This is a genomic window from Microbacterium sp. (genome assembly GCF_051953575.1).
In the GTDB taxonomy this organism is placed as follows: domain Bacteria; phylum Actinomycetota; class Actinomycetes; order Actinomycetales; family Microbacteriaceae; genus Microbacterium.
The window spans coordinates 11,788-31,358 of the sequence record NZ_JBQCIP010000246.1; the positions used below are offsets into that span (position 1 = coordinate 11,788).

At 67.7% G+C, this 19,571-nt stretch carries 18 protein-coding genes; 8 read left to right on the forward strand and 10 right to left on the reverse strand.

Going from position 1 to position 19,571, the window contains the following annotated elements; genetic code table 11:
* Positions 1-10: 10 nt before the first annotated feature.
* The 4 genes from ACTHNQ_RS14945 to ACTHNQ_RS14960 all read right to left on the reverse strand — a co-directional run bounded on the left by ACTHNQ_RS14945 (position 11) and on the right by ACTHNQ_RS14960 (position 4,751).
* A complete protein-coding gene (locus ACTHNQ_RS14945) occupies positions 11-823 on the reverse strand; it encodes an ADP-ribosylglycohydrolase family protein (protein ID WP_440334616.1) in 813 nt (270 codons plus the stop codon).
* Positions 802-1,593: a carbohydrate ABC transporter permease gene (locus ACTHNQ_RS14950; RefSeq protein WP_440334618.1), complete on the reverse strand. Its 792-nt coding sequence runs from the start codon at positions 1,591-1,593 to the stop codon at positions 802-804. The genes ACTHNQ_RS14945 and ACTHNQ_RS14950 overlap by 22 nt, the downstream gene beginning before the upstream one ends.
* Positions 1,590-2,651: a LacI family DNA-binding transcriptional regulator gene (locus ACTHNQ_RS14955; RefSeq protein WP_440334620.1), complete on the reverse strand. Its 1,062-nt coding sequence runs from the start codon at positions 2,649-2,651 to the stop codon at positions 1,590-1,592. Before ACTHNQ_RS14955 ends, ACTHNQ_RS14950 begins: the two co-directional genes overlap by 4 nt.
* A gap of 831 nt (positions 2,652-3,482) precedes the next feature.
* Positions 3,483-4,751 (reverse strand): ammonium transporter, encoded by a 1,269-nt coding sequence (locus ACTHNQ_RS14960; protein WP_440334621.1) that lies wholly within the window; start codon positions 4,749-4,751, stop codon positions 3,483-3,485.
* Between the two features lie 267 nt (positions 4,752-5,018).
* Here ACTHNQ_RS14960 and glnT point away from each other — a divergent pair, with 267 nt between their 5' ends.
* Genes glnT through ACTHNQ_RS15000 form a run of 8 tightly spaced genes read left to right on the forward strand, consistent with a single transcriptional unit; the run spans position 5,019 to position 13,011 of the window.
* Positions 5,019-6,386 (forward strand): type III glutamate--ammonia ligase, encoded by a 1,368-nt coding sequence (glnT, locus tag ACTHNQ_RS14965; protein ID WP_440334623.1) that lies wholly within the window; start codon positions 5,019-5,021, stop codon positions 6,384-6,386.
* A 37-nt stretch (positions 6,387-6,423) separates the two neighbouring features.
* Positions 6,424-7,365 (forward strand): glutamine amidotransferase, encoded by a 942-nt coding sequence (locus ACTHNQ_RS14970; protein ID WP_440334625.1) that lies wholly within the window; start codon positions 6,424-6,426, stop codon positions 7,363-7,365.
* Positions 7,362-8,063 (forward strand): protein glxC, encoded by a 702-nt coding sequence (locus ACTHNQ_RS14975; protein WP_440334627.1) that lies wholly within the window; start codon positions 7,362-7,364, stop codon positions 8,061-8,063. Before ACTHNQ_RS14970 ends, ACTHNQ_RS14975 begins: the two co-directional genes overlap by 4 nt.
* Positions 8,064-8,117: 54 nt before the next feature.
* A complete protein-coding gene (locus ACTHNQ_RS14980) occupies positions 8,118-9,443 on the forward strand; it encodes an FMN-binding glutamate synthase family protein (RefSeq protein ID WP_440334629.1) in 1,326 nt (441 codons plus the stop codon).
* A 3-nt stretch (positions 9,444-9,446) separates the two neighbouring features.
* Positions 9,447-10,034 carry a HutD family protein gene (locus tag ACTHNQ_RS14985; protein WP_440334631.1) on the forward strand — a complete coding sequence of 196 codons (588 nt, stop codon included), beginning with the start codon at positions 9,447-9,449 and terminating at the stop codon, positions 10,032-10,034.
* 9 nt (positions 10,035-10,043) lie between these two features.
* Positions 10,044-11,177: an FAD-dependent oxidoreductase gene (locus tag ACTHNQ_RS14990; protein ID WP_440334633.1), complete on the forward strand. Its 1,134-nt coding sequence runs from the start codon at positions 10,044-10,046 to the stop codon at positions 11,175-11,177.
* Positions 11,174-12,421 (forward strand): allantoate amidohydrolase, encoded by a 1,248-nt coding sequence (locus ACTHNQ_RS14995; protein WP_440334635.1) that lies wholly within the window; start codon positions 11,174-11,176, stop codon positions 12,419-12,421. The genes ACTHNQ_RS14990 and ACTHNQ_RS14995 overlap by 4 nt, the downstream gene beginning before the upstream one ends.
* Positions 12,418-13,011, forward strand: a complete 594-nt coding sequence (locus tag ACTHNQ_RS15000; RefSeq protein ID WP_440334637.1) for a helix-turn-helix domain-containing protein — start codon at positions 12,418-12,420, stop codon at positions 13,009-13,011. Before ACTHNQ_RS14995 ends, ACTHNQ_RS15000 begins: the two co-directional genes overlap by 4 nt.
* 133 nt (positions 13,012-13,144) lie before the next feature.
* Here the strand turns inward: ACTHNQ_RS15000 and ACTHNQ_RS15005 are convergent, their stop codons facing one another.
* The 6 genes from ACTHNQ_RS15005 to ACTHNQ_RS15030 all read right to left on the reverse strand — a co-directional run.
* Positions 13,145-14,608 (reverse strand): APC family permease, encoded by a 1,464-nt coding sequence (locus ACTHNQ_RS15005; protein WP_440334639.1) that lies wholly within the window; start codon positions 14,606-14,608, stop codon positions 13,145-13,147.
* 24 nt (positions 14,609-14,632) lie between these two features.
* Positions 14,633-16,009: an aldehyde dehydrogenase family protein gene (locus ACTHNQ_RS15010; RefSeq protein ID WP_440334641.1), complete on the reverse strand. Its 1,377-nt coding sequence runs from the start codon at positions 16,007-16,009 to the stop codon at positions 14,633-14,635.
* Between the two features lies 1 nt (position 16,010).
* The gene (locus tag ACTHNQ_RS15015) at positions 16,011-16,337 is read right to left on the reverse strand and encodes a cupin domain-containing protein (protein ID WP_440334642.1); all 327 of its coding nucleotides are present in this window, start codon (positions 16,335-16,337) and stop codon (positions 16,011-16,013) included.
* Between the two features lie 66 nt (positions 16,338-16,403).
* A complete protein-coding gene (locus ACTHNQ_RS15020) occupies positions 16,404-17,723 on the reverse strand; it encodes a flavin monoamine oxidase family protein (RefSeq protein ID WP_440334644.1) in 1,320 nt (439 codons plus the stop codon).
* 25 nt (positions 17,724-17,748) lie between these two features.
* A complete protein-coding gene (locus ACTHNQ_RS15025; protein ID WP_440334646.1) occupies positions 17,749-19,179 on the reverse strand; it encodes an APC family permease in 1,431 nt (476 codons plus the stop codon).
* A gap of 40 nt (positions 19,180-19,219) precedes the next feature.
* A partial coding sequence (locus tag ACTHNQ_RS15030; protein WP_440334648.1) for an aldehyde dehydrogenase family protein occupies positions 19,220-19,571 on the reverse strand: 352 nt, incomplete at its 5' end.

Sequence of the window (19,571 nt, forward strand, 5' to 3'; positions counted from 1 at the left end):
ACGGCGACACTCACCCGGATACCGCCAATGTCCGTGAGGCGAGCTCGGTGAAGCGAACCCCGTCGAATCCGGGAATGCTTGTGGAAAGCGAGTTGTGCATAGGTTGCGTCCAGCGATCCGGCAGTGCGGCAGCCCCAGTGAGCGCGCCCGCGATCGAACCGGCCGTAGCACCGACCGAGTCGGTATCCCAGCCCCCGCTCACGGCCAGAGTGATCGTGCGTCCGAAGTCACCCGCGCCACGTGTGAGCGCGAATGCGAGAAGGGCGGTGTTGTTCAGTACGTGGACCCAATGCAGGTGGCCGTACTCGACGTGCAGCGCGTCGACCGCTGCTTCGTCGTCGAGATCACTGGCACCGATCTCAACGCCGCGTCGCACGGCAGCCGCATACCGGCTGCCAGCGGGAATCACGGACAGTCCCGCATCGATGACCTCACCGATTGTCGACGCGACTATCGCCGACGCACAGGCGGCGGCGGCGAACATGGCGCCGTACAGACCACTCCGATGGTGACTGAGCCGACCGTCGACCCAGGCGAGGCGCGCAGCCATGGTCGGCTGCCCCGGGTTTGCCCAGCCATACACGTCAGTTCGGATCTGCGCTCCGATCCAGTCACGGAAGGGGTTGATCACAGAGCCGGCGACTTCGGGCTCGTGCCCGTCGAGGAGATTGCGGTAAACGATGCGCTCGGCGGTGAACACGCGTCCGCCGAGCAGGTTGTTCAGCCACGATTGCGCGACATCGTCGACGGTGAAGGCGCGGCCATGCTCCTCGAGGAGCCCGAGGGCGATCAGGGGGAAGTTCAGGTCATCGTCTTCAGGCATGCCGTCGATGTTCTCGAGCAGGCTCGTGGCGCCACTGCGCCTGTTCCAGGGGAACTGCCGTGCGACGGCAGGGTCAAGACCGACTCCCGTCGCCACGTGCCAGCGCCGTCGATCGCCGCGGCCTCATGGAGCTCGGCGGGAACGGTCTGCAGTCCGGCGAGCAGGGTGATCGTGGTCTGCGGCATCCCGGCCCATACACCCACGACGATCACTGCGGGTAACGCGATCGATGCGTCCCCTAGCCAGTTGATGTCGCCGGGAAGCCCGAGCGCGCGCAGGGCTTCGTTGACGGGGCCGAAACTGGGGTTGAGCATGAGGCGCCACATGATTGCGATGATCACGGGCGGCATCGCCCAGGGCACGAGCGCCAGCGTGCGTGCCAGCCACCGGAAGCGCAGGTTCAGATTCAGCAGCAACGCGAGGCCGAGCGACGCGAGGAACTGGAGGATGGTGACACTGAACGCCCATAGCAAACCGATGCCGAAGGAGTTCCAGAAGAGGCCGTTGCCCGCCAGTTTGGTGTAGTTGTCTATGCCGTTGAAGTTGACCGGGATGTCGAGTCCGGCGCGGGCATCCGTGAACCCGAGCAGGATCCCCTGAACCAGCGGATAGACGCTGAAGATGACGACGGGTATCAGGGCCGGCAGGACGAGCAGCCAGGCCTCCCGACGACCGCCTGCCGCCGGACCTCCACGATGCCGACGCTTGCGAACGGGCTCCCTCTCAACGCCGCTTGAGGGCGGGGCGATCACGGGAGCGGCGGCGCTCATGCCCTCACCTCCTCATAGCCCGGAGAGATGTGCTGGCCGGCGCCAACGCCCGCCCGCACCGACGACTCGCGGACCGACAGCGTCGGCTCGATGACCACCCGTTTGACTCCAGCCGCAGGGTCAGCGAGGCGGCGCAGCATCAGCTTCGCGGCCGCCTTACCGCGCCGCGCGGCGCCCAGATCGACGCTTGTGATCGACGGATTCGCGAGCTCGGCGACATCTGTGTTGTCCATCCCGACCAGGGCTACGTCATCGGGTACCCGCAGACCACGTTCAGTGAGCTCCTTGAGCGTTGCGACGGCCAGGAGATCGTTGGAGCACACTATGGCGTCGGGTGACGATTGCCCGAGCAGCCGCGCTGCGGCCTTGCGTCCCGCCTTGTACGTGAAGTCTGATGCGGCGACCTGCAGGTCGGCCGTGGCTGCCAACCCGAATTCCGCCATCGACGTGAGATAGCCGCTCAGCCGTGCCGTACCGGGATTCGTGTCAACGGGGCCGTTGACGAACCCGATCCGCTTCCGCCCCTGCTGAACGAGGTGGTCGACGGCAAGCATGATGCCGGCCATCGAGTCCACCCGCACGTTGTCGAGCTCGACGTCTTCGGGCAGGGTGCCGATGATGACGATCGGCAGTCGACTCGCGCGAAGCGCATCCACCAGCTCCGCGGAGAGGCGCAGGGGGCTCAACACCAGCCCGTCCGCGAACCCGCGATTCAGACTTCCGAGCAGCCCGATCTGCTCCTGCGGATCCGCACCCGTCGACGACAGCACCAGCCGGTAGCCGGCCTTGGCGACCACGCGCTCGACCTCGTGCATCATCTTCACGTAGACCGGGTTACCCACGTCGGCGACGGCGAATGCGATCTGGTCCGTGCGCCCCGTCTTCAGGGTTCGGGCAGAGGCATCGGGTACGTAGCCGAGCGCATCGGCGGCCGCGCGGACGCGCTCGGCGAGCTGAACAGATGCGGGCTGGCCATTCAGCACCCGCGACACGGATGCGATCGAGACTCCGGCGCGCTCGGCGACGAGCGCCAGCGTCGACTTCTTCGTTTCGGGCATCGCGGCTCCTGCGTCTTTGAAGGGGTGTAATCGTTTACGAGAACGTTTACGAGAACGTTTACAGTACGAGGCGGATTACCGGACCCTGCAGGATGCCGAGATCACATGGGCAGACTGGCGACTGACGCCCATCACCGTTCCCTCCCGCTGCGTTCGGTGCTCGGAGATCGCCGGCGTAGAGGAGCACGCTCCACGGATGTGATCCACGGAAGCGACACCTTTTGAGGATGGCCGCCTTCCCCATGCGTCCGAAGTGGCGCCGACCCCGGAGCGCCGTTACACAAGCGCCTGTTCTCCGTCGCCTGGACATGACGGTCGATGGCATCGCCAACGTCGTCCGCGAGATCGATGCCCTGCATGCCGGTCTGCGATGCCGGTTTGACCTCGGGCGACTTCGCACCGTGCGACGCCACGCACCCCTACGCACTCCACTTCGATTCGCCACTCGAGATACTCGTGGTCACGTTCCCGCTCGAGGCGATTCGCCGGCCGCCTGGGCGTGGGCTGCGTGGCGTCCTTGAGGCGGGAATTCCCAAGCGCCGATGATCAGGCACTGCTGGCAGTGGCACCGCGTGGTGAGGGGAACGCCCTGACGGCCGAAGCAGGACATTCGGGTCAACGAGTCCGAAGTGACCAGCAGGAAGGGCGAGTCCAGTCCCGACTTCTCCAACCCCCGCATCCTCAGCACCGAGGCAATAGGTGTCGTCGACGCCGCAGGCGAGGGCGTCGACCTGACGCCTGGACAGAAGGTCGCCACCATGATGGCGGACTCGGTCGCGCCATCGACTGCAGCTATGCCGAGTACACCGTCGCGCCGGGTCCACGGAGGCGTCAGCGCAGACTCTCCCCTAGGACGTAGCCTTCTTCACCGTGCTCCGCGAGGTCCACACCGGCGAGTTCGTCTTCGTTCTTGACACGGAAGCCTAGAGTCCTTTGTACTGCCAAGCCGATCACGATGGTGAGGATCAACGAATAGCCGAGCACCGCGAAGGCGGCAATCGTCTGGACGAGGAGCTGCGTCAGGTTGCCGCTGTAGATGAGGCCCGTGGTGTTGGCGAAGAAGCCGAGGTACAGCGTGCCGATGAGGCCGCCGACGAGGTGGATGCCGACGACGTCGAGCGAGTCGTCGAAGCCCCAGGTGTACTTGAGCTCGATGGCGAGGGCACACACCGCGCCGGCGACGATGCCGAGGACGATCGCCCAGATCGGGTTGAGCGCCGCACAGGCTGGCGTGATCGCGACGAGACCTGCGACCGCACCGGACGCCGCACCGACCGAGGTGGGCTTGCCGTCCTTGATTTTCTCGACGATCAGCCACGCGAGCAGGGCCGCAGCGGTCGCGGCGATGGTGTTGACGTAGACGAGCGCGGCGGTGCCGTCGGCGGCGAGTTCGGAGCCGCCGTTGAAGCCGAACCAGCCGAACCACAGCAGACCTGCGCCCAGCAGCACGAACGGCGGGTTGTGGGGGACGTGCACGCCCTTCTTGAAGCCCACGCGCTTGCCGAGCACGAGCGCGAGCGCGAGCGCGGCCGCGCCGGCGTTGATGTGGACGGCCGTGCCACCGGCGAAGTCGATGACGCCGACCCCGAAGACCTCCTGGAGTCCGTAGGTGATCCAGCCGCCGTAGGCGAAGCTGCCGTCGTCGGCGAGCCCGAAGTTGAACACCCAACTCGCGACCGGGAAGTAGACGACCGTCGCCCACACGCCGGCGAACAGCATCCATGATCCGAATTTCGCGCGGTCGGCGATCGCGCCCGAGATCAGAGCGACCGTGATGATCGCGAAGGTGGCCTGGAACGCGACGAAGGCCAGCGGCGGGTAGGCCGCACCTTCAGGCACCGCGATGAGGCTCTCGAGCCCGATCGCAGACCAGTCGATCGCCCACGGAGCGACGAGCCCGTCGGAGCCGGGGAAGGCGATCGCGTAGCCGTAGACGACCCACAGCACGCCGATGAGCCCAGCGGCGCCGAACGTCATCATCATCATGCTGATGACACTCTTCGCCTTGACCAGGCCTCCGTAGAAGAAGGCCAGACCGGGCGCCATCAGCAACACGAGCGCTGCCGACAGCAGGATGAATGTGGTGTTTCCCTGATCCATGACGCAAGCCTCTCTGCAGGCTGCCGCGGACGGGACCGCCGGGTTGCGGTCGCCGGTGGTCTGCGCCTGCAGACAGACCACTACCGTGCAACCCATTTTCTTGACATGCAACTCGTCGGCGATTTCTGCCGCGTGAACCTTGCGTGACGTCCCCTCCGACCCGTTTTACACACCCGAAACCTGGGCGACACCGCGATGGTTCTCGTTGCTTGTTACTGTGAGTCAACTTGTTTCACCAACAGTCAACCCGACCAGAGGAGAACCACCATGACTCTTCCCGCCTTCACCGGGGGTGACGTCGTCACGCTCCCCACCGCACGGCAGTCGCTGCGGGATCGCGCGCTGGCGGACGACGTCCGCTTCATCCTCGCGGTGTTCGTCGACCTGAACGGAAAGCCGTGCGCCAAGCTCGTGCCCGTCTCGGCGGCAGACGAGCTCCAAGCCGGCGAGCTCGGTTTCGCGGGCTTTGCCGCGGGCCTCATCGGCCAGCGCCCGCACGACGCCGATCTGATCGCGGTGCCCGACCTCGACTCGTTCGCCCCCATTCCCTTCGTCCGCGAGGGCCTCGCGATCGTGCACTGCGATCCCTACGTCGGCGGAGCGCCCTGGCCATACGCGCCCCGGGTCATCCTGAAGCGCGCCCTCGCCCGTCTCGCCGAACGCGGCCTATCGGCCAAGGTCGGCGCCGAGGTCGAGTACTTCCTCGTGGACCGCGCCGACGACGGCACGTTGACGGCTGCCGACACCAAGGACGAGGGCCTGCGCTCCTGCTACGACGCCCGCGGCGTCACGCGCATGTACGACCACCTCGCCGCGGTCAGCGACGCGATGAACGCGCTCGGCTGGGGCAACTACGCCAACGACCACGAGGACGCGCCCGGCCAGTTCGAGCAGAACTTCGCGTACGACGAGGCCCTCGTCACGGCCGACCGGGTGATCACGCTGCGCTACCTCATCGGCATGCTCGCCGAGCAGCGCGGCATGACCGCCACATTCATGCCGAAGCCCTTCAGCGACCGGGCCGGAAACGGACTGCACTTCCACCTGTCGCTGTGGGACGACGAAGAGCCGGTGTTCCCATCCGGGGTCGATGAGCGCGGTCTCGGCCTCTCGGAAGTGGCGTACTCGTTCGTCGCGGGAATGCTCGACCACGCGCCCGGACTGCAACTGTTCCTTGCTCCGAGCGTGAACTCCTACAAGCGCCGCGGCGCGACGACGAGCGCCTCGGGAGCCACCTGGTCGCCCAAGCACGCGACGTACGGGGGCAACGACCGCACCCACTTCATCCGCGTCCCCGACGCGAACCGGATCGAGCTGCGCGCTGCCGACGGCTCGGCCAATCCGTACCTCGCGCTCGCCGCGGTCCTTCATGCCGGCCTCGACGGCATCGAGCGGGCGGCCGACCCCGGCGCCCCGTGCGGACCCGGCGAGTTCCGCGAGACCTCGGCGGTCCTCCCCCGCACCCTCCTGCACGCCGTGCAGTCATTCCGCGACGACACCGTGCTGCGCGACGCGCTCGGCGACGGCGCCCACCAGGTCGGCGAGTACTTCGCCGACGCCAAGGAGGACGAGTTCCTCGGCTGGCACAACACCGTCACCGAGTGGGAACTCGACCGGTACCTGACCGCGTACTGAGCGGCGCGGCATCCCGTCTTCGAACGAAAGGAAAACCATGTGCGGAATCGCTGCACTGCAGATTCGCAACCCCGCGCTGCGCGGTGAGCTCGGCGGACTCATGCACGGCATGCTGTGCGAGATCGTCGAACGCGGCCCGGACTCCGCGGGCCTCGCCCTGTACGGCTCCGACCGGCTGACTCCCGAGGGCTCGTCGGCGGTCAGCGTGATCACCGATGCTGACCCTGCCGCCCTCGCGGCCCAGCTCCTTGCGAGCCTGCCTGACGGAGCCGAGCCGACGGTGGTCGCTTATGCCGAGTCGGTGCTCGTGAATGCCGCGGCCCCTGCGTCCGATCTTGAGCAGGCGGTCCGCGCAGCTCTTCCCGGCGAAAGCATCATCGGCCGCGGCTCGAACGTCGCAGTGCTGAAGGGCGTCGGACACCCGATCGAGCTCGCAGACATCTATGGCCTCACCGAGATCAGCGGCACGCAGGCGCTGTCGCACACCCGCATGGCGACCGAATCGGCCGTGACCGCGGTCGGCGCCCACCCCTTCACCGTCGCCGAGGACCTCTGCCTGGTGCACAACGGCTCGTTCAGCAACCATGCCTCGATCCGCCGGTGGCTGCGCGCCGAGGGCGTCGAGTTCGACAGCGAGAACGACTCGGAGGTCGCAGCTCGCTTCATCGCGTGGCGTATGGGCCGCGGCGATGACCTCACGGCCGCGCTCGAAGCGCTGCAGGGCGTGTTCGACGGGTTCTACACGCTCGTGGTCACCACCGCCGACTCCATGGCCGTCGTCCGCGACCCGATCGCGTGCAAGCCGGCGATCATCGCAGAGACCGACGACTGGATCGCGATGGCGTCGGAGTACCGCGCCCTCGCCGGACTGCCGGGCATCGACGGCGCACGGATCTTCGAACCCTCGCCCGGGGTCGTCTACACCTGGACCATCACCACAGGGGCGCTCGCGCCCGTCCTGGAAGGGGCATCCCGATGACCCTCATCGTCCCCGCCACACCCGTCACCGCAGTGAACCTCGCGCACTCGAGCGTGCGCGAACTCAACCAGTTACTGCACGATGCCTCCGACGGCGCTGCCTTCGCGGTGACGTCGCCGGCGGGGAGCCACAACATCGCGGTCGGCATCACCGCCGGCATCGACGTGAGCGTCGAGGGCAACGTCGGCTACTACTTCGCCGGCATGCATCAGAAGGGCACCGCCACCGTGCACGGCAGCGCGGGCGTCGGCCTCGCCGAGAACATCATGTCGGGCGTCGTGCACGTGACCGGCGACGCCTCGCAGGCCGTCGGCGCAACGGGCCACGGCGGTCTCGTCATCGTCGACGGCAACACGGGCGCCCGCTGCGGCATCTCGATGAAGGGCGTCGACATCGTGGTGGGGGGCAGCATCGGGCACGCGTCGGCTTTCATGGCGCAGGCGGGCCGGCTCGTCGTCTGTGGCGACGCCGGCGAGGCGCTCGGCGACTCGATCTACGAGGCGCGCATCTACGTGCGCGGCGCGGTCGCGTCCCTGGGCGCCGACTGCGTCGAGAAAGAGATGCGTCCCGAGCACCTCACGGAGCTCGCCGAGCTGCTCGCGGGCGCCGGGCGACCGGAGCGGCCCGAGGACTTCCGGCGCTACGGCTCGGCGCGCAGTCTGTACCACTTCAAGGTCGACAACGCCGGCGCGTACTGACCGGCACCGACACCACTGCATCACCGCACATCGCATCACCCAGGGAGCATCACCATGACTACAGATCTCGCCACCCTCGGCCTGCGCGAATCCGCGACCTTCGACCGCGCCACGATCGCCGACATCCAGCGCGCCGCGTCCACCGGCATCTACGACATCCGCGGCTGGGGAGCGAAGCGCTCGCTGCCCCACTTCGACGATCTCCTCTTCCTCGGCGCGAGCATGTCGCGCTACCCCCTAGAGGGCTACCGCGAGAAGTGCGCCACCGACGTCACCCTCGGCGCCCGCAACGCGCTGGAGCCCATCCACCTGGACATCCCGGTGACCATCGCCGGCATGAGCTTCGGTGCGCTGTCGGCCAACGCGAAGGAGGCGCTCGGCCGCGGCGCCACGGAGGCGGGCACCTCGACGACCACCGGAGACGGAGGCATGACGCCGGAAGAGCGTGGCCAGTCCCGGAAGTTGGTCTACCAGTACCTGCCCTCGCGTTACGGCATGAACCCCGACGACTTGCGTAAGGCCGACGCCATCGAGATCGTGCTCGGACAGGGAGCCAAGCCGGGCGGCGGCGGCATGCTCCTCGGCCAGAAGATCACCGAGCGCGTCGCCGGCATGAGGACGCTTCCCGTCGGCATCGACCAGCGCTCGGCCAGCCGGCACCCCGACTGGACCGGCCCCGACGACCTCACGATCAAGATCGCCGAGATCCGCGAGATCACCGATTGGCGCAAACCGATCTACGTCAAGATCGGCGCCTCGCGTCCGTACTACGACACGGCGCTCGCGGTGAAGGCGGGTGCCGACGTGGTCGTGCTCGACGGCATGCAGGGCGGCACCGCGGCGACGCAGCAGGTGTTCATCGAGCACGTGGGCATCCCGACGCTGGCGGCCATCGGCCCCGCCGTCCAGGCCCTACAAGAGCTCGGCGTGCACCGCACCGGCGTTCAGCTCATCGTGTCGGGCGGCATCCGCCACGGCGCTGACGTCGCGAAGGCACTGGCCTTGGGAGCGGATGCTGTGGCCATCGGCACCGCCGCCCTCATCGCGCTCGGCGACAACGACCCGCGCTACGCCGACGAGTACGCGAAGCTCGGCTCGGCGGCCGGCTTCTACGACGACTTCCAGGACGGCCGCGACCCCGCGGGGATCTCGACGCAGGACCCGGAGCTCTCGGCGCGTCTCGAGCCGGTCGCCGCGGGACGACGCCTCGCGAACTACCTCCGTGTGCTCACGCTCGAAGCGCAGACGATCGCCCGTGCCTGCGGCAAGTCGCACGTGCGCAACCTCGAGCCCGAGGATCTCGTCGCTCTCACGGTCGAGTCGGCCGCGATGGCGGGCGTGCCGCTGGCCGGCACGTCGTGGATCCCCGGGCGCGGCTGAGTGATGTCTCTCGACCTGGGCGCAACGGCTGATCTGGCGGGATCGGCCGAGGTGGACGTGGTCACGCCCGCCGACTCCACTGCGGAGTCCTGGGCGAACGGCCTCGGCGTCACCCGGGTGCTCGCGAAGCGGCTCGCGTGGCGACTGAGCATCGCGGAACTGCGGGGACGGATGCCGTTCTCGGCGTTCCCCGGGGTGGACCGCCTGCTCATCCCGCTGAGCGCGCGCACGGTCGACCTGACCGTCGACGGGATCGAGCGGCGCGTGACGCGTGAGCAGGGCATCGGCTTCGGCGGCGAGTCCCGCGTCGTCGCCACCACCGATCGCGGCGGCGTCTCCGTCGTGAATCTAATGGTCAAACGCGGGCTCGCCGCTCCTGCGTACCGGATCGAGCTGCGACGCGGCGCGGTGCGCGTCGACCCGGCCGCGACCGTCACCGTGCTGCTGGCAGGAGCAGCTACGGTCGACGACCTGCCGCTCCCGCCCGGCAGCGCGCTGCTGCAGGGCCCCCGGGAGCGGTTCATCCGGTGCGAATCCGCGCTCATCGCGCGCTTCGAACTCTCGCCCTGCAGCAGCGAGCGAACCCTCTGAAAGGCCCCCATGCCCAACCACCCGATCGCGATCATCGGCGCCGGTCTCGCAGGCGCCGCCACGGCGTGGCAGCTCGCCCGTCGCGGCTACGACGTCGTCGTCCTCGAGCGCAGCACTCCCGCCAACGAGGACGGCAGCTCCCACGGCTCGGCCCGAATCCTGCGGTACACGTACCCGGACCCGTTCTACACCGCGCTGATGATCGATGCGCGCCGCGGCTGGGACGAACTGGAAGACCTTCGCGGCGAGCGGCTCATCACCCCGACGGGCTCGATCGACTACGGCGCGAGCCGCGATCCCGCAGGGCTCGCGGCGGTCCTCGCCGACGCGCGCGTTCCGCACGAGCTGCTGACCGCCGCCGAGGCCTCAGCCCGCTGGCCCGGGTTCGCCTTCGACGGCCCGGTGCTGTGGCACGAGAACGCCGGGGTGATCGACGCGGAGCAAGCCGTACACACAATGATCGGGCTCGCCGTCGGCGCGGGCGCCGAGCTGCGGCATAACTGGACGGCCGTCCGCGTGCTCCCGCACGGCGACGACTACCTCATCGAATCGGAGGCGGGTGACACGGTCCTGGCTTCGCAGGTCGTCGTCGCAGCGGGCGGCTGGTTGCCGGCGCTGCTCGGCAGCCTCGGGCTCCCGCAGCAGGCGATCGACGCCTTCCCGACGTTGCAGGTCCGGCAGGAGCAGGCGCTGCACTTCCCCTATCGGGACCCCTCTGCCGCATGGCCGACCTTCATCAACAAGCGCGCCGACATCCAGGTGTACGGCCTGCCGGGCGGGCGCGATGCGGGCCTCCGGGGCCAGAAGGTCGCGGAGTACAACGGCGGCCGCGTGATCGGGTCTGCCCTCGACCACGACCACATCGTGGATCCGGCCCGCCGCGACCGGCTCGTCGAGTACGTCGCCGAGACGCTCCCCGGGCTCGTTCCGGAGCCGTACGCCGAGACCACCTGCCTCTTCACCAACGCACCGGACGACGAGTTCATCATCGACCGCATCGACGGGGTGACGATCCTCTCCCCCTGCTCGGGACACGGTGCGAAGTTCGCGCCCCTGATCGGCCAACTCGCCGCGGCGCTGGTCACCCGCGCCGACTCCGGCGTCTCGCGCTTCCGCCCGCTCGCGGCCCGGATCGGCGCATGAGCGTCGCGGGCATGCTGCGCGAGATCGCAGCGGTGGGCGCGGACCCGACCCGGGGCGGGTTCAGCCGGGCCGGCTATTCGGGCGCCGACCGCGAGCTGCGGGAGTGGTTCACCGGACACGCCACGGCCCGGGGGCTCGACCTAGAGCGCGACCGCAACGGCACACTGTGGGCATGGTGGAACCCGGGCGGCAGCACCCAGCGCGCCGTGATCACCGGAAGCCACCTCGACTCGGTGCCCGGCGGAGGCGGATACGACGGGCCGCTGGGCGTGGCGTCCGCGCTGGCGGCCGTCGATCTGCTCCGCAACCGCGCCGTCGTGCCCGAGCATCCGATCGGGATCGCGGTCTTCCCCGAGGAGGAGGGGTCGAGATTCGGGGTCGCCTGCCTGGGATCACGCCTCATGACGGGCGCGATCACCCCCGAGCGGGCGCTGGCGCTCACCGACCGCGACGGCGACGCCTTCGCCGACGTCGCGCGCCGCGACGGACTGGACCCTGCGCACCTCGGTCCGGATCCGGAGCGACTGTCGAGGATCTCTTCCTTCGTCGAGCTGCACGTCGAGCAAGGTCGTGGCCTCATCGACCTCGGCGAGCCGGTCGCGATCGCGTCCTCGATCCTCGGCCACGGCCGCTGGCGCGTGACGGTCGACGGGCAGGGCAACCACGCGGGGACCACGCTCATGGACGATCGGCGTGACCCCATGGTCGCGGCCGCCCGCATGATCGTCGAGATCCGTGACCTCGCCCGCGCCACCCCCGACGCGCGGGCGACGATCGGTCGGCTCGAGCCGGTTCCCGGCGGAACGAACGTCATCGCGTCGCAGGTGCGGTTCTGGATCGACATCCGCCACCCTGACGACCTCGTCACCGCTGCGCTGATCGCTGAGACCCGCGACCGTGTGCTCGCCGCGGCGGTGGCGGAGGGATGCCGATCCGAGGTCCGCGAGGAGTCCCTGAGCCCCACGGTCGACTTCGACCTGGGTCTGCGTGAAACGCTGCGGGGCACCCTCGCCGACGCGCCTGAGCTGGGCACCGGCGCAGGTCACGACGCGGGGGTGCTCGCGACGGCTGTTCCCACCGCGATGCTGTTCGTGCGCAACCCGACGGGCATCTCCCACTCCCCGGAGGAGCTGGTGGAGGACGCGGATGCCGAACTCGGCGCCGTTGCCCTCGCCGACGTGCTGCAGGGCCTCGCCGCGCCGCCGCAGACCCGCCGCAGCACGGAACATATGATGGCCAGGTGAGTGCCGCTATCTCCGGAGCAGACGGCGCGGGAGGCGTGCTCGAGCCGATCATCGCGCAGCAGGTACGGCGCTACCGCACCGAGCAGGGCATCTCCGCGGCCGATCTCGCCGCCCGGACCGGCCTGTCGAAGGCGATGATCTCCAAGATCGAGTCCGCGACGACCTCGTGCTCGCTGACGACGCTGCAGCGCCTGGCGGACGGCTTCGGCATCCCTGTCACCGCGCTATTCCGGGGATCCGCCGGCGACCGGGAGGCCTCGTTCACCAAGGCGGGCGCCGGCAGCGTGAGCGTGCGCAGCGGCACCCAGCACGGGCATCTGTACCGGATGCTCGGCGTGCTCAAGGACACGCCGAACGCCCTTGAGCCGACGCTGGTCACGCTGACCGACGCGTCGAACGTCTTCCCGCTGTTCCAGCACCCGGGAACCGAGTTCCTGTACATGCTCGAAGGGCGCATGACCTACGGCCACGGCGGCTACGAGTACGAGATGGAGCCCGGGGACGCCCTGCTGCTCGACGGCGAGGCCGCGCACGGCCCGGTGGCACTCAGGGAAGTGCCAATCCGATTTCTCGCCATCCGTTCGCGCTGACCTCGCAAGCGGTCCACTTGCACGCTCCCGCGGAGGAGCGCCATCGATGAATGCTGACCATCCTCGCCGCGAAGGATGTGCTCGCGGGTCGGCGGTGCGACGAAAGTTCCGCTGAGCGGGGTCGCGTGGCACGTCAACCCGCGTCAGCCTGGCCCGAAGAGGAGGATGCCAGCTGCTCTTGGTTCAGGTGACGCCGCCGATACGCACGCGCAGGGAAGTACGCCAGGACGGTGGTCGCCACGATCGCGATGAACAGGCTCAGGGCGAAGAAGCCGCCGTTGTCGGTGAATTGAGTGATCATCGTGAACAGGATCACCGCGATCATCGGCGTTCCCACCAAGCCGATTCCCCACCAGCCACCGGGGATCCTTGCCGGGCGCGGCAGCTGGGGTTCGCGAATGCGCAGGGCGATGAGCGCCGCGAGGCTGAGGATGAGCAACGCGTTGATGAGGAAGACGTCCACGACCACGAGGTCTGCAAACGAACCCAAGCTGAACAGTGCGTACAGCAGGGAGGAAACGAGGACCGACACCCAGGGCGTGCCCGACTTCTTCGTCTGGCGCGCCAGTGCGCCGGTGACCCACCGGTCTCGCGAAAGAACGAACACCACCCGCGAGCTACTGAGCAAGAGGGACGAGTAGAGTCCCATCGCCGCGATCATGCCCCCGACCGTGACCGCGATCCCGAGCGCGGGTCCGCCAAGTTGAGCGGCAACAGCTCCGAACGATCCTGTGGTCCAATCCTCCCAGCCGCCCGTAGCCAAAGCAGCGACAGTCGGAAGAAGATACGACAGCACGATCACGATCATCGCGATGATCGTCGCTTTCGGGATGACTCGTCCCGGGTTCTTCACCTCGCCCGCGATGACACCGACGCTGTCGAACCCGCAGTAGCTCCACATGATGATCGAAAGCCCCACCCCGAACGACGCGAACGCGGACGCACCAGTGGGGGCGAAGGGGACCAACGGATTGATGCCCTCAGTGAAAAGTGTGCTGATCCCGACGACGGACATCACGGCCAGCGGGATCAAGACTATGACGGCGATCCAGGCAGAGCTGGCCCCGACGAATCTCGCACTGAACAGGTTCACGATCCCGAAGGGAATGATGACGAACACCACACCGGCCAGCCAGCCCATCGTGACATCGAGAGGACCGGCGCTGAACAAGACTTGGTCGGCGAACGATGCCGGGAGGAGGAGCGCAAGATAACTCGAGAACATCACCGGGTAGAGCGCCATGTCGACCCAGCTGTTTACCCAGCGCAGCGCTCCTGCTTGAAACGCCCAGAAAGAGTTGAGTCCGCGACGCGCCCATTCGTACGTTCCCCCTTCGTTCGGTAGAGCGGTCGAGAGCTCTGCGGTGATCGCAGCAATCGGGATGCCGTAAATGATCGGTGTGACAAGAATGAGGAGCAGCGCCAGCCCAGGACCCGCGGCGGGCACGAGCTCCTCGAGACCGTACGCTCCGCCAGAGACGCTGAAGAAGATGAGACCTACAAGCGACCAAAGCGGGATCTGACGGGTGAGTGGATGGGCGGCGCGGACCGTTTCGGTGGGTGTTGCGGCGACGGGTGTTGCAGGGGTGACGGCCATGACGATTCCTCCGTTGGAGATCGGCTATGCGATGAAGACGAGGCGCTTGTTGACGAATTCGTCAGCACCCAGGGGCCCGAGCTCACGGCCGTAGCCGGATCGTTTCACTCCCCCGAAGGGAAGCTCCGCGCCCTCCGCGGCGGCTGCGTTGATGGCGACCATTCCGGTGTCCAGCCGTGTGCCGAACGCGACAGCGCGCTTCGTGTCGGCACTGAAGACGGCGGCCCCCAACCCGAACTCGGTGTCGTTCGCGATGCGCAGTGCATCGTCGTCCGATTCGGCGCGGTAGATGACCGCTACCGGACCGAACAGTTCCTCTCGATAGGCGCGCATTGCGGCTGTCACGCCAGTAAGCACCGCCGGAGAGAAATAGGCACCAGGCCCGTCGTGCAGCCTCCCGCCCGCATGCAGAGTTGCTCCTTGAGCGACTGCATCCTCGAGCTGAGCCTGCAGCTGCTCCGCTGCCGCCCGTGACGACATCGGAGGGAACTGGCCTTCCTGAAGATCCAAGGGGTCTCCCGGTTCGAGCCCTTGGGCCAACGTCGTCACTTCGTCGACGAACTCGGTGTAGTGCGCGGCGGCGACGATGATGCGTTTGTTCGAATTGCACGCCTGCCCGAGGTTCTCCATCCGCATCCCCCACGCCACCGCCGCAGCATCCGCGACAGATAGGGTGTCGAGGATGACGTACGCGTCGGATCCTCCCAGTTCCAGGACGACTTTCTTGAGGTTTGCGCCCGCTGCTGCCGCGACTGCCGCTCCGGCCCGCTCGGATCCGGTCAGGGAGACTCCTTGCACGCGAGAATCGCGGATCAGGGTCTGCACCTGCTCATGCGTCGCGAGAACCGTCTGATAGGCGCCTTCGGCGACTCCTGCGTCGGACAGCAGTTGCTGAAACGCGCGTGCCGATCTGGGGCAGGACTCGGCAGGTTTGAGCAGAATGGTGTTGCCAACCGCGAGGTTGGGGGCGACGAACCGGGCCGCCTGGTAGTAGGGGTAGTTCCACGGCATGATTCCCAGGAGCACGCCCAAGGGTCGTCGCTCGATGATCGCCTGGCCGCTATCCGCGGGGATCTGCTGAGGTGCCGTGAGGCTTTCGGCGTGTTCTGCGTAGTACTCGAAGATGTCGGCGCAGAACTCGACCTCGCCGCGCCCCTGCCGGAGCGGCTTGCCCATCTCAGTTGCAGCGATGATGGCAAGGTCGATGGCGCGCTCCCGCAGCAGCGATGCCGCACGGCGCAAGGGGACGACCCGTTCCGCGACAGGTGCTTCTCGGTCGCGGTTGAGGGCTGCGTGGGCGCGCTGGATGGCGGCCGCGAGGTCACCGTCGCCGATGGCCGGGAACTCTTCGACGGTGTCACCGGTTGCGGGGTTCACGACGCGATACGGGGTGGCGCTCACGTCACGCTCCCTCGGCCGTGTAGTACGCGAAGTGCTTCGTGAGGCGCTCATTGACGCGGTACTCCCCCGACCAGCCCGGCTCGATCGTGAACGCGTCGCCGGCGCCGAAGGTGTGCACGTCGCCATCTGCATCGGTGAGGGTCACACGCCCCTCAAGGACGAACGTGTACTCGTAGCCCTCATGTGACGTGACGTACTCGGCGTACGGCTCCGCCGACCAGACACCTACGGTGTAGCGCTCGTCGGCGCTGGTCAGGTGCGACAGTTCTTTCTCCTGCGGGTCGCCACCACGGAGGGCGTCTGCCACCACATAGGAGCTGGGCGTCATTCTCGAACGTGCGTTTGCTGCGGTGGGTACGGTACGGATCTTGCTCATCGGTGTCTCCTCGATGTCTCAGGCCGACTGCAGGATCGTCGCGGCTGTGTTTCGGCCGGTGCGCACGGCGCCCTCCATGTACCCGCAGACCCACTGATCCGATCCGCACACATAGAAGGGCGGTTCGTGGGTGCCGTGGAGCGGTCCGACTGCCATCACGTCTCCGGGACGCCAACCGGTGGCGTAGCCCTGGGTCCAGGGGTCGGTCGCCCAGTTGCGCAGAAAGAAGCGAGAGTGCTGCGCGGCCTGTGGGCCGAGGACGGTGACGAGTTCCTCGGTGAGTTCGGCCTCCCGACGATGCACAGGTGTGGCCAAGTATTCGCCGAGGCTTGACGGTGGAATGAGTCCCGAAAGAACACCGTCGCTCTGGGCCCAGGTGCCTCCGATGATCGTCCGCTCCATGTAGCTGGTGCCGTTGCGCCCGTCGTTCTCCCAGAACGACTCCTCGTACGCCGCCGCGACCTTGACGGTGAGCGAGTTCCGCTGACTGTGCAGCGACGCCAGGCGCTGGTCGCTGACGCCGACGATCCGGACGTCGCGCAGCGGGCCCACCGGCAGTGCCGACACGATGGCCGTTGCGCCGATGACCTCGCCTGTGGTGAGGTGCACCGTGTTGTGCCCGCCGCGGATGCGAATCTCGGCCACCGGACTGCTGTAGCGGATGCGGTCGCCGAGCTGTTCAGCCATCCGCAGGGCGACGGTGGCCGAGCCCTCGAGCACGCGTTCGTTCTCCCAGGCTTCGTAGTTGTAGAAGCCGTCCGCGCCGGCAGCCGACTCTTTGCGGAGGTATGCCAGGAGAGAGGACCGCTCGATCGAGTCGTCGGCGAGGGCTTTCGCCGACAGGTCGAGAACGCGCACGACCGCCGGTGTCCCGCCCTGATCTCGAATCCACGCGCCGACAGAGAGCGCGTCCAGGCGCGCGGCGTCAGGGTGCGACCAGGGGTCGTCGGGGTCCACGGTCGCCGCGAGGGCGGAGAACTGCTTCTCGATGGCGTCGTAGATGCGGCGGTCGGCGCTGTTCATCCACGGCAGATCGTCTCCGAGGAAGGAGCCATCAGTGAGACTCCACGTGGTCTCGCCGCTGCTGGCGACGAATGTCGGGCAGAGCGTCAGGCCGAGCTCGGTCACCAGCTGCCGGTAGGCGGTGTGAAAGCTGCCGATGATCTCGCCGCCGAGCTGGATGAGTCTCCCTTCGGGCGTGCGGGTCTGCTCAACTCGGCCGCCGGCGCGAGCCCGGGCTTCGATGACGAGCACATCGGTGCCCGCCGCGGCGAGGTCTCGTGCCGCGCTCAGCCCGGCCAGGCCAGCTCCGATCACGATGACGTCGTGGTTCTCCATTGGTGTTTTCCTTCGGGACTGGGTTTCAGCGGTGTGATGACGCAGCGAGTGCGTTGACTGGTTCGAGCGCGGATGTCTGGTGCCGACGCTGGTACCACCGTGCGGGCAGGTACGCGATCAGACTCACTCCGAGCGTGGCGGCGAGGATGACAAAGGCGATCGCGCCGTAGTCGAGCCACTGGAGATACATGAGGAAGAAGACGCTGGCGACCAGCGGCACGCCAACCACGGCGATCCCCCACCAGCCCCAGGGCAGCTTGGTGGGCCGGGGGAGATCCGGCTGCTTGATGCGGAGTGCGATGAGGGCGACCAGGTTCATCAGCAGCAGGATGTTGATGAGGAACACATCTAGCACGACCAGGTCGACGAAGTCCCCCATCGCGAAGAGTGCGTAGATCGCCGAGCACACGATGATCGAGACGACGGGCGACCCCGTCTTGCGGGATTGGCGTGCCAGCGCCGGCGTGAGCCACCGGTCGCGGGAGAGCACGAAGGGTGTGCGGGCGCTGCTCATGAGCAGCGATGAGTAGAGCCCGATCGAGCAGAACAGGGCGCCGATCGTGACGAACCCGGCCAGCCAGGACCCTCCGAGCACTGCAGCGACGTCGGAGAAGGAGCCTGCGTACCACTCGTCCCACCCTGGGACCGCCAGAGCGCCGATGATCGGAAGCGCATAGGTCGCGATGATCACGATCATCGAAACGACCATTGCCTTGGGGATGGTCTTTCCCGGATCCTTGATCTCGCCCGCGATCAGTCCGACGCGGTCGAAGCCGCAGTAGCACCACATCACGACCGACAAGCCGACAGCGATGGCGGTGCCGGGCGCTTCTGCCGCCGGCATGAAGGGCACGAACGGGTTCGCGCCCTCCATGATCAGCCGCCAGATGCCCAGACCCGCGACGATCAGCAGCGGCAGCAGCGCGAAGACGGTGAAAAGCAGCGCACTGTCGCCGACGCTCTTCGCGCCCCGGATGTTCAGCAGCGCCATCGGGATGATGACCAGGACCACACCCGTGAGCCAGCGCAGATCCAACTGGAACGGGCCGAACGAGAAGAAGACGACCTCTCCCTCGCCGAGGATCGGAACGAGCGTCGAGAAGTAGCCGGCGAAGAGGACGGGGTAGATCGCCATGTCGACCCAGCTGTTGATCCACCGCAGAAGCCCCGCTTGGAAGGCCCAGAAGCCTCCGAGGGACCGCTTCATCCACTCGTAGGTGCCACCCTCGGCGGGGATCGCCGTGGCGAGCTCGGTGGTGATCGCCGCGATCGGGATGCCGTAGATCACCGGCACCAGCAGTAGCAGGAGCAGCGCGAGACCGGGACCCGACGCGCTCACTAGCGCCTCGAGAGAGTAGGCGCCGCCGGAGACGCTGAAGAAGATGATGGCGACCAGCGGCAGGAATGCGACCTGCCTGACCACCTTGGTCGTGGTGGTGGTTTCGAACATGGACATGGATTGACCTCGTCGTCAGTGGTGCCGTGGGTGTCGGGCGTCAGAAGGGGTTGGGCGTCAGCGTGTACTTCGTCTGGAGGTACTCGTGGATGCCCTCGGCGCCGCCCTCGCGGCCGAGGCCCGACATCTTCCAGCCGCCGAACGGCGCGGCGGCGTTCGAGACGACACCCACGTTGAGGCCCATCATGCCGGTCTCGAGGCGCTCGATCATGCGCTGGCCGCGGGCGAGGTTCTCGGTGAAGACGTACGACACCAGGCCGTACTCGGTGTCGTTGGCCAGGCGCACGGCCTCGTCCTCGGTGTCGAACGGGACGATGGCGAGCACCGGTCCGAAGATCTCTTCGCGGAGGATCTCCGACCCCGGCTGCACGTCGGTGACGACGGTCGGCTCG

Excerpts from the sequence above, each read along its gene's own strand:
- ACTHNQ_RS14945 (WP_440334616.1), bottom strand. The coding sequence starts at position 823 with ATGCCTGAAGACGATGACCTGAACTTCCCCCTGATCGCCCTCGGGCTC.
- ACTHNQ_RS14950 (WP_440334618.1), bottom strand. The coding sequence starts at position 1,593 with ATGAGCGCCGCCGCTCCCGTGATCGCCCCGCCCTCAAGCGGCGTTGAG.
- ACTHNQ_RS14955 (WP_440334620.1), bottom strand. The coding sequence starts at position 2,651 with ATGCCCGAAACGAAGAAGTCGACGCTGGCGCTCGTCGCCGAGCGCGCC.
- ACTHNQ_RS14960 (WP_440334621.1), bottom strand. The coding sequence starts at position 4,751 with ATGGATCAGGGAAACACCACATTCATCCTGCTGTCGGCAGCGCTCGTG.
- glnT (WP_440334623.1), top strand. The coding sequence starts at position 5,019 with ATGACTCTTCCCGCCTTCACCGGGGGTGACGTCGTCACGCTCCCCACC.
- ACTHNQ_RS14970 (WP_440334625.1), top strand. The coding sequence starts at position 6,424 with ATGTGCGGAATCGCTGCACTGCAGATTCGCAACCCCGCGCTGCGCGGT.
- ACTHNQ_RS14975 (WP_440334627.1), top strand. The coding sequence starts at position 7,362 with ATGACCCTCATCGTCCCCGCCACACCCGTCACCGCAGTGAACCTCGCG.
- ACTHNQ_RS14980 (WP_440334629.1), top strand. The coding sequence starts at position 8,118 with ATGACTACAGATCTCGCCACCCTCGGCCTGCGCGAATCCGCGACCTTC.
- ACTHNQ_RS14985 (WP_440334631.1), top strand. The coding sequence starts at position 9,447 with ATGTCTCTCGACCTGGGCGCAACGGCTGATCTGGCGGGATCGGCCGAG.
- ACTHNQ_RS14990 (WP_440334633.1), top strand. The coding sequence starts at position 10,044 with ATGCCCAACCACCCGATCGCGATCATCGGCGCCGGTCTCGCAGGCGCC.
- ACTHNQ_RS14995 (WP_440334635.1), top strand. The coding sequence starts at position 11,174 with ATGAGCGTCGCGGGCATGCTGCGCGAGATCGCAGCGGTGGGCGCGGAC.
- ACTHNQ_RS15005 (WP_440334639.1), bottom strand. The coding sequence starts at position 14,608 with ATGGCCGTCACCCCTGCAACACCCGTCGCCGCAACACCCACCGAAACG.
- ACTHNQ_RS15015 (WP_440334642.1), bottom strand. The coding sequence starts at position 16,337 with ATGACGCCCAGCTCCTATGTGGTGGCAGACGCCCTCCGTGGTGGCGAC.
- ACTHNQ_RS15020 (WP_440334644.1), bottom strand. The coding sequence starts at position 17,723 with ATGGAGAACCACGACGTCATCGTGATCGGAGCTGGCCTGGCCGGGCTG.
- ACTHNQ_RS15025 (WP_440334646.1), bottom strand. The coding sequence starts at position 19,179 with ATGTCCATGTTCGAAACCACCACCACGACCAAGGTGGTCAGGCAGGTC.